General features: G+C 55.5%; 12 protein-coding genes. 4 read left to right on the forward strand and 8 right to left on the reverse strand.

The window, feature by feature from the left end:
* Nucleotides 1–8: 8 nt before the first annotated feature.
* Nucleotides 9–3152, reverse strand: coding sequence for a TonB-dependent receptor (locus tag WJU16_RS24280; RefSeq protein WP_341835944.1), 3144 nt, complete (start codon nt 3150–3152; stop codon nt 9–11).
* Between the two features lie 475 nt (nt 3153–3627).
* Between WJU16_RS24280 and WJU16_RS24285 the strand changes: the two genes are divergently transcribed.
* Together WJU16_RS24285 and WJU16_RS24290 are read left to right on the forward strand one after the other, a co-directional pair.
* Complete coding sequence (locus tag WJU16_RS24285) at nt 3628–4638, forward strand: LacI family DNA-binding transcriptional regulator (RefSeq protein ID WP_341835945.1); 1011 nt, start codon at nt 3628–3630, stop codon at nt 4636–4638.
* Nucleotides 4639–4817: 179 nt separating this feature from the next.
* Entirely contained in the window at nt 4818–5402 is a 585-nt protein-coding gene (locus tag WJU16_RS24290; protein ID WP_341835946.1) for an EcsC family protein, read from the forward strand.
* Between the two features lie 40 nt (nt 5403–5442).
* On the opposite strand, the gene WJU16_RS24295 is transcribed toward WJU16_RS24290, so the two are convergent.
* The 3 genes from WJU16_RS24295 to WJU16_RS24305 form a co-directional block, all read right to left on the reverse strand.
* Entirely contained in the window at nt 5443–6015 is a 573-nt protein-coding gene (locus WJU16_RS24295) for a DUF4256 domain-containing protein (protein WP_341835947.1), read from the reverse strand.
* Between the two features lie 90 nt (nt 6016–6105).
* Nucleotides 6106–6375: a hypothetical protein gene (locus tag WJU16_RS24300; protein WP_341835948.1), complete on the reverse strand. Its 270-nt coding sequence runs from the start codon at nt 6373–6375 to the stop codon at nt 6106–6108.
* A 141-nt stretch (nt 6376–6516) separates the two neighbouring features.
* Complete coding sequence (locus tag WJU16_RS24305; RefSeq protein WP_341835949.1) at nt 6517–6780, reverse strand: hypothetical protein; 264 nt, start codon at nt 6778–6780, stop codon at nt 6517–6519.
* Between the two features lie 22 nt (nt 6781–6802).
* Here WJU16_RS24305 and WJU16_RS24310 point away from each other — a divergent pair, with 22 nt between their 5' ends.
* Nucleotides 6803–8953 carry a DNA topoisomerase 3 gene (locus tag WJU16_RS24310; RefSeq protein ID WP_341835950.1) on the forward strand — a complete coding sequence of 717 codons (2151 nt, stop codon included), beginning with the start codon at nt 6803–6805 and terminating at the stop codon, nt 8951–8953.
* A 101-nt stretch (nt 8954–9054) separates the two neighbouring features.
* On the opposite strand, the gene WJU16_RS24315 is transcribed toward WJU16_RS24310, so the two are convergent.
* Genes WJU16_RS24315 through proB form a run of 4 tightly spaced genes read right to left on the reverse strand, consistent with a single transcriptional unit; the run spans nt 9055 to nt 13408 of the window.
* Nucleotides 9055–9933, reverse strand: a complete 879-nt coding sequence (locus tag WJU16_RS24315) for an MBL fold metallo-hydrolase (RefSeq protein WP_341835951.1) — start codon at nt 9931–9933, stop codon at nt 9055–9057.
* Nucleotides 9934–9978: 45 nt separating this feature from the next.
* The gene (locus WJU16_RS24320) at nt 9979–11052 is read right to left on the reverse strand and encodes a hypothetical protein (protein ID WP_341835952.1); all 1074 of its coding nucleotides are present in this window, start codon (nt 11050–11052) and stop codon (nt 9979–9981) included.
* Nucleotides 11053–11112: 60 nt separating this feature from the next.
* Nucleotides 11113–12363, reverse strand: coding sequence for a glutamate-5-semialdehyde dehydrogenase (locus WJU16_RS24325; protein WP_341835953.1), 1251 nt, complete (start codon nt 12361–12363; stop codon nt 11113–11115).
* Nucleotides 12364–12373: 10 nt separating this feature from the next.
* On the reverse strand, nt 12374–13408 hold the full coding sequence (gene proB, locus WJU16_RS24330; protein WP_341835954.1) for a glutamate 5-kinase: 1035 nt from the start codon (nt 13406–13408) through the stop codon (nt 12374–12376).
* A 197-nt stretch (nt 13409–13605) separates the two neighbouring features.
* Here proB and WJU16_RS24335 point away from each other — a divergent pair, with 197 nt between their 5' ends.
* Nucleotides 13606–13896, forward strand: coding sequence for an ABC transporter permease (locus WJU16_RS24335; protein WP_341835955.1), 291 nt, complete (start codon nt 13606–13608; stop codon nt 13894–13896).
* The last annotated feature ends 19 nt before the right edge of the window (nt 13897–13915 follow it).

A 13915-nucleotide genomic window follows, 5' to 3' on the forward strand; every position in this document is an offset into this window, starting at 1 on the left:
TCAACTCATTAAAAAGTGGCATTGATACCCAGGGAATAGTTGCGGGCAGGAATGTTGTTGCCGTATTCGGCGTCCCAGAACATCCAGTCGGGCTGCCATACGGCTGCGTTGCTGATGTTGCCGTACACTTTCAGGGAGCCGATCCCGATCCGCCTGCTGATTGCCTGGGGAACCGAATATGCCAGCGCTACGGTGTTCAGCCGGATGAAGGAGGCTTTGCGGAAATTGGTGAAGCCGATGCTGCCGTTGTTGGAGAACAGGCGGGCATGATCGTCGATCTGGTTTTCCGGCGTCCAGTACGGAATGATGTAGGAATTTTGCCGGTCGATGAAGCCCGAGTTGTTCTTCGCCTGGTTGTAATCCTTGTAATGCCCCCAATGGCTGTACAGCATGAACGACAAGGAAAGCCCCCTGTAGGAAAAATCGTTGCGGAGCGTCCATTGATAGCGGGGCGAGCGGTAGCCGAGGAACTGCTTGTCGTCGTCGGAGAACTTGCCGTCGCCATTGGTGTCCTGCAGCTTGAAGTCGCCCGGTTTCACGCCGAATTTGGCGGCTTCGGCGGCTTCGGATGTCTTCCACACGCCGAGGACTTTCATGTCCCAGATCTCATCGATATCACGGCCGATGAACCAGCGGTTGCCGCGGTCGTCCAGTTCCTTCATCTCGATCTTTCCGTCTGCGCCTTTCACCGGAACAGGCCCGTAAAGGCTGACGATGCGGTTGCGGTTGGTGAAGAAATTGAGACTGGTGCCCCATTCAAAGTCCGCTGACTGCACATTGACGCTGTTAAGGCTAAGTTCGATCCCCCGGTTCTGGATTTCCCCGAGGTTGGAAATTACGTTGTCGTAGCCCGTAACGTCGGAAAGGGAGCGGCTGGTGAGGAGATCCGTCGTGCTTTTCCGGTACACTTCCACCGTTCCGGACAGCCGGTTGTTCAGCACGCTGAAATCGAGTCCCAGGTTATAGGAAATGCTCTTTTCCCATTTGAGTTGCGGGTTGGGCATGCGGCTGCCGTACAGTTGCGATACCAGCACGATGTTGCCGTTGGGCATGATGTACTGGTATTTGCCGGTGGTGAGGTTGCCGAGGGCCACGTACCGCCCGATGTCGCGGTTGCCGACTACCCCCCAGGAGGCGCGGAGCTTACCGAAATCGAGCCAGGGAAGGTTTACGAATTTCTCCTTGCTGAAAACCCAGCCAAGGCCAATGGAAGGGAAATTGGCCCGGGGATTCGACTGCCCGAAAGCGGAATACCCGTCGCGGCGGATGGACGCCGTCAGCATGTATTTCTGTTTCCACGAATAGTTGAGCCTTCCCATCAGCGCGTCGCCGGTGGCCAGGGAGTCGAAGCTGGAAATCACGGGCTTGATGCCGCTTCCGATGTTGTGCCAGCTCAGGTTATCGTTGGGATCGAATCCTTCATTTTCCATCTGGTTGCGCCAGCTCTGGTATTTTTCGGAGTTGTACAGCAGCGTCACATCGAAATCATGATCGCCGTAAGACTTGTTCCAGCGAAGGATATTATCGATCTGCCAGTTGAAGAAATCCTGTTGTCTTCTTACCGCATATCCTTTACGGGCCGCATACCGGAAATCTTTCGCGAGGTTCGCGTTGAAGTATTTGCCCCATTCGAAATTGGGCGTGAAGTTCACCTGGTATGAAAAGCCGTAACCGATTTCCCCTTTCGCATAAATGCTCCCGAACAGCGTATGGAATTTCTGCAGCCGGTCGGTGTATGCGTAGTTGAGGAAAGGATTGGTGTTGTTGCCGATGTCGTCGTTGGGACTGTCGCGCAAGGTAACGCCGTCGTCTTTGTATTTCTGGCCCCATGGGCTGGCGTTGATCATCTGTCCCCAATCCACCGTTACCTGGCTTTCGTCGCGGTCGGCGAATTGGAGGTTGATGCCCACGGTGGCCCATTTGGCGGCTTTTGCTTCCACGTTGATGCGGGTGCGGAAGGTGGTGAATTTATCGCCGAGGATAACGCCTTCATTGTTGGTATATCCCGCCGAAATGTAGTAGGAAACGTTTTCGTTTTTGCCGCTCACGCTCACGGTATGGTCGTTGCGGAGGCCTTTTTGGAACATTTGGCTGTACCAGTCTGTTTCCTGGCCGGCTTTATAGTTTTTCACTTCGAGCGAGAGAATTTTGAGGCGGTTCAGCCAGATATCCACGGGGTCGCCCTGAGAGTTGTCGTATGCCTTCCATTGGTCGATGGTGATATCGGATGGGAGTTGCCGGGGATCGTCGAACTGGTAGGGCTTTGCATTGGCGTTCATGCTTTTGAGCACGTCGGTCCGCCAGCGCACGAATCCCGCGCCGTCGTATAGCGGTTGGTCCATGGCCAGCGTGGCCAGCCCGATGTTGCTGTTAAGGGTTACGGTGGGTTTGCCGGTGGAGCCTTTTTTGGTGGTGATCAGCACTACGCCCGAAGCGGATTTGGCGCCGAAAACGGCGGCCGCGCTGGCATCTTTGAGTACGTCTATGGTCTGGATATCGTTCGGGTTGATGTCGGACAGGGCGCCGGGATAGATCACACCATCGAGCACGAGGAGGGGCGAGCTGTTGGCGTTGAGGGAAGAGCGCCCGCGGATCTGGAGGTCGCCGCCGCCTTTGGCGGAGTTGTTGCCCGTCACGGAAAGGCCGGGGATATTGCCGCGAAGGGCATCCTGTACGGCGGAGGGGTTTTCGTTCTCCAGTTTGCCGAGCTGCAGCTGGGCTACGGCGCCCGTGAGATCCGATTTTTTGCGGGTGCCGTATCCTACCACCACGAGCTGGTCGAGTTCGGTGGCATTGTCTTGCAGGATGATGGTCCAGCTGGTGGTGCCGGCCACGGGCACTTTCTGCGCCTGGTAGCCGATGAAGCTGAATACAAGCGTGGCGTTGTCGGGCACACCGTTCAGCGTGAATTTGCCTTCGGGACCGGTGGTGGTGCCTTTGGATGTGCCTTCGATGGCGACGGTCACGCCGGGGAGCGGGGATCCGGATTTGTCGCGGACGATGCCGGAAATGTCTTTCGCTACATGCACATGCATCTTGAAATCGGTTGCATGCATGCCGCTGGCGGCGGGGCTTCCGGCCGTTAGCGCAAGTAGCAGGGCGCAACAGGCCGGGGAGGGCCAATAGAGGCTCCTTCCGATACGCATTGTCATGGTGAATCAGATTAAGGATTTAGAAATGGTAATATCGACGTGTTAGTGTTAAATGTTCGGAATACTTCGTAACGTGTGAATTGCTGTACCTGTTTTATCGTGAAAAAATAGTTTGCCGTAAACGTGATGTATGGATCAGTTTGCAGTTTGAAATATGTCTTTTCCGTAACGGGTGTAATAGTGCCTGACCGGCGGGTGGTCAAACGGGTGGCAGCACACCTGGCGCGTAGGGTCCGAATGGCGGGAGGGGGACCGGTTGCCAGCATCAACGTGAAATCATCCTACCGTAAACGGGCGAAAAATATGGTTAGAATAGCGGAGGGTAAACGTGCATCAATTTTTAACGTGAAAAAATATATTACCGTAAACGCGATTTTTCAATGTTCTTTTACCAAATTAGTATTTGCAATCGATTTAACTTTATATGAGGACGGAAAAAGTCTATTACAACGTTTGAAATCGTTTTTTTTGAATTATGAAAAGGGGAGTAACGATAAAAGATATTGCGCGGAAATTGAATATGTCGGTATCGACGGTTTCGAAAGCGTTGAATAATGATGCTACCATCAGTTCGTTGACAAGCGAGCGGGTGAAGGCTTTGGCGCGGGAACTGAACTATGTTCCCAACGAAGCGGCGCGGCATTTCAAGTTGAACCGTACGTTTACGTTGGGGCTGATCGTGCCTGATATTCTCGACCAGTATTATGCTTTTGCGGCTAATGGCGTGGAAGCGGCGGCGGAGGAGAAGGGGTATCATGTGATGTTGGCGCAATCGCGGGAAGACGAGCAGAAGGAAGAGCGCATCATCGACCTGATGATCCGCAACCGGGTGGATGGCGTGGTGGCGGCGATTTCGAAGACGCGGACAGACATGGCGCCTTATCAGAAGTTACTGTCGATCGGGATTCCGGTGGTGTGTATCGGCCGGGAGCCATCGACGCCGGAATTCGATTTTGTTTCGAGCGATAATATGGAAGGCGGGCGACTGGCAACGGATTTTCTGATCCGGCAGGGGCATCGCCACATCGCGCATTTGCGCGGGCCCGAGGAAATGCGGACGGGCAGGGCGCGGTATGAAGGGTACCGGCTGGCATTGGAGCAGCACGGGATTCCGTTGCGGGAGGAGCTGGTGGAAGTGGTGGATTTTACGCGGGAGAATACGGAAGCGGCGCTGGCCAGGATGCTGGCATTGGAAACGCCACCCACGGCTGTTTTTGCGTTTAAGAATTATGTGGCGCTGGATGGGATCGCGTATCTGAAGAAGTATCATCCGGCGTTGCTGGATACGTTCCGGTTTACAGGGTTCGGGAATTTGCCCATCCTCGGTTACCTGGATCATAAACCGGCGGCCTCGATCGAGGAGGGCTCCCGGGAGATGGGGCTGGAAGCGGCCATGCAGCTGTTTTCCCGGATCAGCGAAAGTGAAGGAGAGGGGCAATTGGCCCGGAGCATTCAGTTGCCCTGCAGGCTGGTGGTGCATGTGTGATGCGAAAGCGCCGCAAACAATGACAAACAAGTTTTCACCTGATTCAACAATATGCTATACGAATTACAGACGCGCGCTGAAATGGAATCCTGGAAGGTCCGCATGCGTAAGGTGCCGAACGCGGTGCAGCGGTTGTCGCGCACCTTGCAGGCGCGGGTGAACCGGATTATTCCAGAAAGGTGCACAAAGCGATTACGGTGACGATCAAACAGATGGTGCGCGGGGTGTTGTTCGGGTCGTCGTATTCGGTGCCGGGCAAGCAGGTGTATGCGTCGTTTGCGGAGATGGAAGAAGCGGTGCGGAAGCGGATTGGTTTTTACCGGCATACGGCTGCGGCGGAAGGCGGGGTGACGGGCGCGGGAGGGATCTTGCTGGGGCTGGCGGATTTCCCGATCCTGTTATCTATGAAATTGAAATTGCTGTTTGATATTGCAACGATGTACGGGTTTGATGTGAAGGATTACCGGGAGCGGTTGTACATCCTGTTTATTTTCCAACTGGCTTTCAGCAGCCAGGACCACCGGCGGAAGGTGTTTGGGCAAATGGAAGACTGGGACCACCGGGCGGGAGCGCTTCCGGAAAAGGAGGAGTCCTTTGACTGGAGGGCTTTCCAACAGGAATACCGCGACTACCTCGATATCGCGAAAATGGCCCAGCTGATGCCGGTGATCGGCGCTGCGGTGGGCGTTGTCGTCAACTACCGGCTCGTTACCCGCCTCGGTGAAACCGCCATGAACGCCTACCGGATGCGGCTGCTGCGGTGATGACGTCTTAATGGCCAGCCGCATGCAACAGCCGCGCAGACTACACTTTCAGCAGCCCCCTAAACCCCCTCGCCCCGTAATACGACTCGGCGCCGTTGTGGTACATGAATACCTTGTTGTACCGGCGGTCGCAGAATATCGCGCCGCCCAGCTCGCGGATATCGTCAGGAGTCTTGACCCAGCTGGATGTTTTGAGGTCGAATTCGCCGAGCTCCTGCAATGACCGGTACTGCTCCTCCGTCAACATCTCAATGCCGATCTCATGCGCCATGTCCATCGCGCTGGTTTTAGGCTTGTGCTCCTTCCTGGACTGCAATGCCTCATAATCGTAACAGGTGCTCCTCCGGCCTTTGGGACTCTCCGGAGCGCAGTCACAGAATATAAACTCGCCCGACTTTTTATCGAAGCCAATTACGTCCGGCTCGCCACCGGTTTCCTCCATCTCGTTGAGCGACCACAACTTCGCAGGATGCGATTCGATCCTTTCCAGGACCTTTTGCCAGTCGAGCCCCTTATGCCTGCGCATATTTTTCTCGAAACGCGTTTTTAGCGTTTTTAACAATTCTTCCGCCTGATCGGCCGGTATTTTCTTTTTGCCGGATTGGGTTGCCATAAGTTCAGTTTTTCAGGGTAAGGAAAGCTTCCTGTAATTACCCGTCAAAAATAAACATCCCAACGGAAAATTTCCGCCCCGAGCGAAGAATTAATCGTCCTTGCTGCCACGGAGTTGGTATCCCAAGGTAGCCGTCAGCGTAGGGAGTAAGAGATTCAACAGCACCGTCTGGCAAATTTTCAGGAAAAACTCCCGGAATTCCTTCTTTTCTTCCTGCGCAATAATTGCGGCTTCTATGCGCAAGCGATAGAATAAACTATCCGAAAGTGCCGAATGACGGGATGTTGCAGCGTAGCTGGTATGCGCAGGTTCATACGGCTGTATTCCTGAAGCATCGAATTTCAATACTAATAGTATCATCCCAATACCCACGATGGATATCAGGATGGTAAAAGTGCAAAAGCAACTAATTGGAAACGTTACTTCTGTTGATTGGAAGCAACCAGCATTAACGGGTTTTTCAAACTAATGGACATTGTTTTTATTTGGTGGTTATAACTTTCAGCGTTGCTCGGTTTTGGGCGTTCTCAAAGTCTTGGCATGTTCCAGCGAATAAGTTAATCTTAACAGCTCTTTCATATAAGCTCTTTTGTAGGAAAGATGTATATCCATAGCAAATAATTTTTGCCTAATGTAAGGGCTAAATGCATGCAAAACTTTTTCGGAAGTTGATTTTGCCGTACCATTTTTCAAATTGGTATTCATACCATCATTGTGGAAAAATTGCAGGTAATGCACCCACTTACCTTTGTAATATTCCCCCATTTCCACGAAATTCGCGGCAGATATGAAAGTCTGTATAGCGGAAAAACCGAGCGTTGCGCGCGACATTGCAGAAGTGCTGGGCGCCAAAACCCGGAAAGATGGGTATTATGAAGGGAACGGGTTCCAGGTCACCTGGACCTTCGGGCACTTCTGTACCCTCAAAGAACCGCACGACTATTCCCCCCACTGGAAATACTGGTCCCTGTCCGACCTGCCCATCATCCCATCCCAGTTCGGCATCAAGCTGATCGAGAACAACGGGGTGGAAAAACAATTCCGCGTCATCGAAAGCCTCATACAGCAATGCGAGGAAGTCATCAACTGCGGTGACGCCGGCCAGGAAGGCGAGCTCATCCAGCGCTGGGTGCTCCTGAAAGCCCGCTGCGCCGCGCCGGTCAAACGCCTTTGGATCTCTTCCCTCACCGAAGAAGCCATCCGCAACGGCTTTCAATCCCTTAAAGACGCCGCCCAATACGATAACCTCTACGCCGCCGGCAGCGCGCGCGCCATCGGCGACTGGCTGCTCGGCATGAACGCCACGCGCCTCTTCACCAAAAAGTTTGCGCAAGGCAAAGCCGTACTCTCCATCGGCCGCGTCCAGACGCCTACGCTCGCCATGATCGTGGCCCGCCAAAAGGAAATCAACGCCTTCGTTTCCGCCGAATACTGGGAACTGAAAACCATCTATAAAAAAGTCGAATTCACCGCCGCCATCGACCGTATCGTAATCGTGGAACGCGCTGAAAAAGGGCTCGCCTACCTCAAGGAACATCCCTTCGAAATCACTTCCTTCGAGAAAAAGGAAGGCAAAGAAGGCAATCCCCGCCTGTTCGACCTCACCGCCCTGCAGGTGGAAGCCAACAAAAAATACGCCTATTCGGCAGACGATACCCTGCGCTATATCCAGAGCCTCTACGAGAAAAAACTGGTGACTTATCCCAGGGTAGACACCACTTACCTTTCCGAAGACCTCCATCCCAAAATCGCCGGCATCCTTAAAGACATGACGCCCTACGCGAACCTCATCGCGCCACTGCTTGAAAAGCCGATCCCGAAACTCAAATCCGTTTTCGACGATAAAAAAGTGACAGACCACCATGCCATCATCCCCACCGGCATGTACCCCGAAAACCTGCACCTCGACGAAAAGCGGATCTACGACCTCGTGGCACGCCGATTTATCGCCGCCTTCTATCCGGAATGTAAAATTTCCAATACCACCGTGCTCGGGAAAGTAGGCCAGGTGGAATTCAAAGCCACCGGCAAGCAAATCCTCGAACCCGGCTGGAAGGAAGTATACGCCAACGACGCGCCCGCCGCCAGGGACGGCGACAAGGAAAATGACGAACCCGCCGAGGAAGGGGAAAAAATCCTCCCGGTGTTCGAGGTAGGCGAAAGCGGCCCGCACGAGCCCCGCATCCACAAAGGCAAAACCTCGCCACCGAAACCCTACACCGAGGCCACGCTGCTGCGCGCCATGGAAACCGCCGGCAAACAGGTCGACAACGAGGAAATGCGCGAACTGCTGAAGGATAACGGCATCGGCCGCCCCTCCACCCGCGCCAATATCATCGAAACGCTCTTCCGCCGCAAATACATCGAAAAGAAGAAGAAGAACATCTTCGCCACCCAAACCGGCATCGACCTCATCGATACGATCGAAAACGAACTGCTCAAAAGCCCCGAGCTCACCGGCGCCTGGGAGCGAAAGCTGCGCCTCATGGAGAAGGGGGAATACGCGATGGAAGCCTTCCGCCAGGAGCTCACCGAAATGGTGATCGCCCTCATCCGCGACGTGAAGAACAATACCGGCCGCTCCATTTCCTTTGCACCCGACAAGCCCGCCGAAAAAGAGAAAAAGGAAAAGGACGCCGCGCCGCCCAAACCGAAAGCGCCCAAAAAAGCCGCCGATCCCACCGCCGCCACTTGCCCCAAATGCAAAGCCCACCCCGTCAAAAAAGGGAATACGGCTTACGGTTGCGCCAACTTCGCCGTCTGCGGGTTCAAGGTGCCCTTCGAGGCGTTCGGGAAAAAATTGAGCGACAAACAACTCGAAGACCTCCTCTCAAAAGGCAAGACCGGCAAAATCAAAGGCCTCGTTACGCCCAATGGTGAAAAAGATGGCCGCCTGGCGTTCGATGACCTGTTCAACCTCACGATCCAGACTTCCTGATTTTTATAACCTTCTGCGAATCCGCGTGTTAAGAGTAAGCATTCCGGCAGGCACCGGCCGGATAAATACCGCGGGATCACCATCCACCGTTTCCGGTTGGTTCAGAACAGCGATGTCTGGACAGGCCGGTTTTTTTGTGCGGAAGATTTGCGGCTGGCGGCAGGCTGGGGGAGGATGGCCGGAAGCTGGGTGATGGGAAGATGCACCGGTTCCGGGACTTCGGTAGGGTTGATGTGGAACACCGGCGTTTCGGCGTATCGCCCTGCCACCACGATTTGCGTGCCGTTGGAATGCCGCGTGAAGAGCGAATGCACCAGGTCGGGGTCGTTATTGTCCTGCGACAGGTGCGAGAGCAATACGTGGCTGAGGTGCCGCGTGCGGTGCCGGAGAAACACTTCCAGCGCCTCGTTATTGGAAAGATGCCCGTGGCCGCCCCTGATCCGGTTTTTCAGGAAAACAGGGTAACGCCCTTTGTCGAGCATGTCGGTGTCGTAATTGGTTTCGAGGAAGGCGGCGTGGCACATGGAGAAATAACGCGCCAGCTCCCCGCAGGGCCGCCCGATGTCGGTAAACACGCCTACGCGCGCCTGGCCGGAGCTGATAAGGAAACTATGCGGATCGGCGGCGTCATGGTATTTCACGAACGGCTGGATTTCCAGCGCGCCGATGCGGATGGGCTCCGTGGCGCTGAATGCCCGCCCTTCCAGCTGCATGCCGCTGTGGCGCAGCGTTGCCTCGGTGATATATACGGGGAGATTGTACTTTTTACTGAGCACCGGTATCCCGCGGATGTGGTCCACATGCTCGTGAGACACCACGATCGCCTTCACCTTGCCCATATCCAATCCGAGCCGCGCCATGCGGCGCTCGGTTTCCCGGCACGAGATGCCCGCATCCACCAGCACTGCCTCCTGGCTGTTGCCGACGTAATAACAGTTCCCGTTGCTGCCCGAATTGAGCGATGTGAAATATAGCGACATGCTTTGCAAAGAAAACGAATTCGGCGCAATTCCGCGTGATTTGCATCAATAACGCGTCAGCAGTGCGATATCGCCGAGCTGGCGGAGCGCCGGCTGGTCGGTGAAGTATACCCGCCCTTTCTTATCCACCACCTCCCAGGCGATGTCGTTCACGATGTCGTCGTTGATCCCCGGCACGGTGGCGTCTTTCACAAAATCAAACCCTTTAGGCGTTATATCGATAGGCTGGGAGAAATTACTTTTCACCAGGAGCAGCTCACCGCGCCCTTCCCGGGCGGCCTGGTAGATTTCCTGCATGTCGGTCAGCACCTTTCCGCTGGATATACCCGCCATCAGCTCGTCGATCGCCGCGGCACGGCGCGCCTTCTGGAGATCTTTCACCACGGGCCATGCCTTGTCTGACAGGTAATGAATATCCGCCCGGCCCGCGTCTATCGCAAAATGCCCGGAATAGATTTTCGGCTGGTCGGCCACTTCCAGCAGGAAATCGAAATTCTCCCGCGTGGAAGCCACCACGATCTCCATCGGGTGCATGGCATGTACCGCCACCATCGATTTATCCACCGTATTTAAAAATTCCTTTATTTGATTATCGATTTTCTTCGGATCGCTTTTCGCCAGGCGGTCGGTGAGGTAATGCGGGTTGTCGCGGAACGGGAAGCCGTTGTGCTCCACTTCGCCGTAAATCCGGTCGTTCAGGGCTTCATACAGCTGTACGCCAGATTGACTGAGGTGGAGGATATAATAATCTTCGGAGCGGTTGTAGGCTTTGATAATGTCGCGCATGGCGAATTCCTTGTCGACGTACACTTTATTTTCCGCCGGCGGCCACATGGTGCGAATAAATTCCGCGGTATTGCCGGACACGAACACGTACAGCCCGAAGTCGTTGAGGCGGTTGTCGATTTTGGGCTCGATGGCATGAAGGTTTTTCAATACGGCATCCACGCTCCGGCGGTCGTTGTGCTTCAGCAGCCGGTCTTCCGCCTCATGAATCAGGTTCTTCAGCAGAATGGCGTCCTGCTGGTTGTCGGGATGCGTGCGGTGCGTGGCGAGTGCGATAGTGATGCAGGGCCCTTCCTGGGTTTGGGCCAGTTTATGCATTTGATCTTTCAACATGGGAATTCGGATTGTTCTAATGGAGAACAACCGTTTTGCCTGTTTTGTTCGGGGGAAAGCTCAGCGGGTTTGGCCGTCGCCGGTCACGATCCATTTTTCGGTCACCAGTTTTTCGAGCGCGAAAGGCCCGCGGGCATGTAGTTTCTGTGTCGAAATCCCTATTTCCGCACCTAACCCGAACACGCCGCCGTCGGTAAACCGGGTGGAAGCGTTGACATACACAGCGGCGGCATCCACTTCCTGCTGGAAACGCTCGCCCAGCGTGGAGTTTTGAGTAATGATGGCTTCGGAATGCCGGCTGGAATAGCGGCGGATGTGCGACAGCGCTGCTTCCGGGCCGTCCACCGTTTTCACGGAGCATTTGAAATCGAGGAATTCCCTGCCGAAATCCGCTTCCGCAGCGTGTTGCAGGTAAGGATACCCTACTTTTTCGAGGATGGGCCAGGCAGCTTCGTCCGCGAAAATCTCCACGTTATATGCGGCGAGGGAAGGCGCGAGAAGCAGAAGAAAGTTTTCAGCGATCCCGGCGTCCACGATCACCGTGTCGAGCGCGTTGCAAACGGAAGGACGGCTCACTTTCGCGTTGGTAACGATGTTGGCGGCTTTTTCCAGGTCGGCGCTGGATTCTACGTAGGTATGGCAAACGCCGGCGCCGGTTTCGATCACGGGCACGCGGGAATGCTGCCGCACGAAATCGATCAGTTGCTGTGAGCCGCGTGGAATGATGATGTCCACATACTGCGTGGCGGTAAGCAGCTCGTTTACCAGGGCGCGGTCGGTGGGCAGAAGCACAACGGCGTCGGGGTCGATACTGTTTTCTTCCAGGGCGCGGCGGATGAGGGAAACGAGGATGGTATTGGTATGGAAGGCGTCGGTTCCGCCGCGGAGCACGGCGGCGTTGCCGGAGCGGATGCAGAGGGCGGCCACGTCCACCGTTACATTGGGCCGCGATTCGTAAATAACGCCCACCACGCCCAGGGGCGCCGTTACTTTTCGTACGAGCAAGCCGTTCTCCAACTGTTTTTCGGAGAGCAATTGGCCGGAGGGATCTGGCAGCATCGCAATATCTTCCAGGCTTTGGGCCAGGTCGCGGATGCGGCGCTCGTTGAGCAGGAGCCTGTCTTTCCGCGGATCACCGTCGGCCATGGCGTCGAGATCTTTCTGGTTTTCGGCCATGATAGCGGCGGCGTTTTCCTGCAGGAGCGCGCCGATGCGGCGAAGGATCGCCTGTTTGGCGGCGTCGGCCGAAGATTTGACGGAGCGGGAGGCGTTTTGCGCTTTTTCGAGAAGGGGTATGATGGTGGTGGACATAATTAGTTTTTTAAAGGATCACGATTTCGTCGGCATGGGCAACCTCCACGTTCTTCGCGCGGTTGCCGCCGGCGATGGCTTCGGAGCTGACTTTCGCGCGGGCCACGGCAAACACCTCGCCGGATTCGCCTGCAATTTCAATCACTTCCCCGCATTCGAACTTCTCCAGCACTTCGCGTACGCCCACGGCGAGCAGGGAATGCCGTTTTTCCAGCGCATGTTGCGCGCCGGCGTCCACGCGGATCCTGCCGGTCACCAGGCTGCCGCTGGCCAGCCATTTGCGGCGGGCGGGCATGCTGCAGGGTTGCGGCGGGCAGAGCGTCCCGGTTTTGCCTTCGGTGGCCAGGGCGATGCCGTTGGGCGTCCCGATCCCGAAAATCACCACCTGGATGCCCATGCGGGTAGCCAGGCGGGCAAACGTCAGTTTGGACACCATGCCGCCCAGGCCGAGGCTCGATTTGCTGGTATCTGCCAGCGAAAAGGCGGCTTCGTCGATCACGGGGATCAGGGGCACGATGGTATTCGAACGGTCGAGCACGCCGCCTACGCTGGTGGAGAACAGCAGCATGGAGGCGCCGAAGCCCACGGCGATAAGCGTGGCCAGCTCGTCGTTATCGGAGAATTTCAGCTCCAGGTCGCTCACCACATCGTTTTCGTTGGCGATGGGGATGATACCGCTCGCCCACAGCTCTTCGTAAGTCTTATGGAGCTGGAGGAACTGGTTGCGGTTGGAAAAGTGGCTCCGTTCGCAGAGGCTCTGCGCCACGGGGATGCCGTATTGGGCGAAATGATGGGTGTAATGATTGAGCAGCAAGGGATTGCCGATGGCGGCAGCCGCTTTTCGCTCGCTGATGGTGCCGGAATAATCTTTCAGGAAACGCCTGCCTGCGGCCACGGCCCCGGAAGAAACCAGCACTACATTATACCGGTCGTGTACCGCCGCCACCTGTTTGGCGATCTCGGCGATCACGGATTCATTCAGCTCCCCGTTGCCGTGCGTAATGGATGCCGTACCAAATTTTATGACAAGTATCGGTTTGTTCATATTTTTCATCTGGGTATAAAAATATTCAAACCCGCCCGTTTCTGCAAGCAGCGATGCCGCCGCGAAGCGCCCGGGGCCGGGCGTACCCTGTCCGAATCCGGACGTTTCCCCCGGTCGCCGTAACCCGAAACCCTTGCTGGTGCTGCAAACCCATTTATGCCAACCTGTTTGGACCCATCGGCCAAATCCTTTCCCGTATGTGGATGAATTATATTAAAATCGCCTGGCGTAACCTCACCCGCAACAAGATGTTCTCTGTCATCAACATCCTGGGCCTCGCCGCCGGCATCGCCGCCTCGCTGCTGATCCTCCAGTATGTTTCCAACGAACTGAGCTACGACCGGTTCCACGGGAAAGCGGACCGCATCTACCGCCTCAGCCGGCAACGGATGGACGAAGAAAATAACTACTCCACCGACTGGGCCGCCGGCACCTTCGGGGTAGGTACCCATTTCAAAAATGAATTTCCGGCGAATACGCGACGCTAATCGTGTGGGCTTTTGCGAT

Source organism: Chitinophaga pollutisoli, assembly GCF_038396755.1.
Classification (GTDB): domain Bacteria; phylum Bacteroidota; class Bacteroidia; order Chitinophagales; family Chitinophagaceae; genus Chitinophaga; species Chitinophaga pollutisoli.

What these genes read in the sequence shown, in the direction of transcription:
- WJU16_RS24285 (WP_341835945.1), top strand. Translation starts at nt 3,628, where the DNA reads ATGAAAAGGGGAGTAACGATAAAAGATATTGCGCGGAAATTGAATATG.
- WJU16_RS24305 (WP_341835949.1), bottom strand. Translation starts at nt 6,780, where the DNA reads ATGGGGGAATATTACAAAGGTAAGTGGGTGCATTACCTGCAATTTTTC.
- WJU16_RS24280 (WP_341835944.1), bottom strand. Translation starts at nt 3,152, where the DNA reads ATGACAATGCGTATCGGAAGGAGCCTCTATTGGCCCTCCCCGGCCTGT.
- WJU16_RS24335 (WP_341835955.1), top strand. Translation starts at nt 13,606, where the DNA reads ATGTGGATGAATTATATTAAAATCGCCTGGCGTAACCTCACCCGCAAC.
- WJU16_RS24295 (WP_341835947.1), bottom strand. Translation starts at nt 6,015, where the DNA reads ATGGCAACCCAATCCGGCAAAAAGAAAATACCGGCCGATCAGGCGGAA.
- WJU16_RS24325 (WP_341835953.1), bottom strand. Translation starts at nt 12,363, where the DNA reads ATGTCCACCACCATCATACCCCTTCTCGAAAAAGCGCAAAACGCCTCC.
- WJU16_RS24315 (WP_341835951.1), bottom strand. Translation starts at nt 9,933, where the DNA reads ATGTCGCTATATTTCACATCGCTCAATTCGGGCAGCAACGGGAACTGT.
- WJU16_RS24320 (WP_341835952.1), bottom strand. Translation starts at nt 11,052, where the DNA reads ATGTTGAAAGATCAAATGCATAAACTGGCCCAAACCCAGGAAGGGCCC.
- proB (WP_341835954.1), bottom strand. Translation starts at nt 13,408, where the DNA reads ATGAACAAACCGATACTTGTCATAAAATTTGGTACGGCATCCATTACG.
- WJU16_RS24300 (WP_341835948.1), bottom strand. Translation starts at nt 6,375, where the DNA reads ATGATACTATTAGTATTGAAATTCGATGCTTCAGGAATACAGCCGTAT.
- WJU16_RS24310 (WP_341835950.1), top strand. Translation starts at nt 6,803, where the DNA reads ATGAAAGTCTGTATAGCGGAAAAACCGAGCGTTGCGCGCGACATTGCA.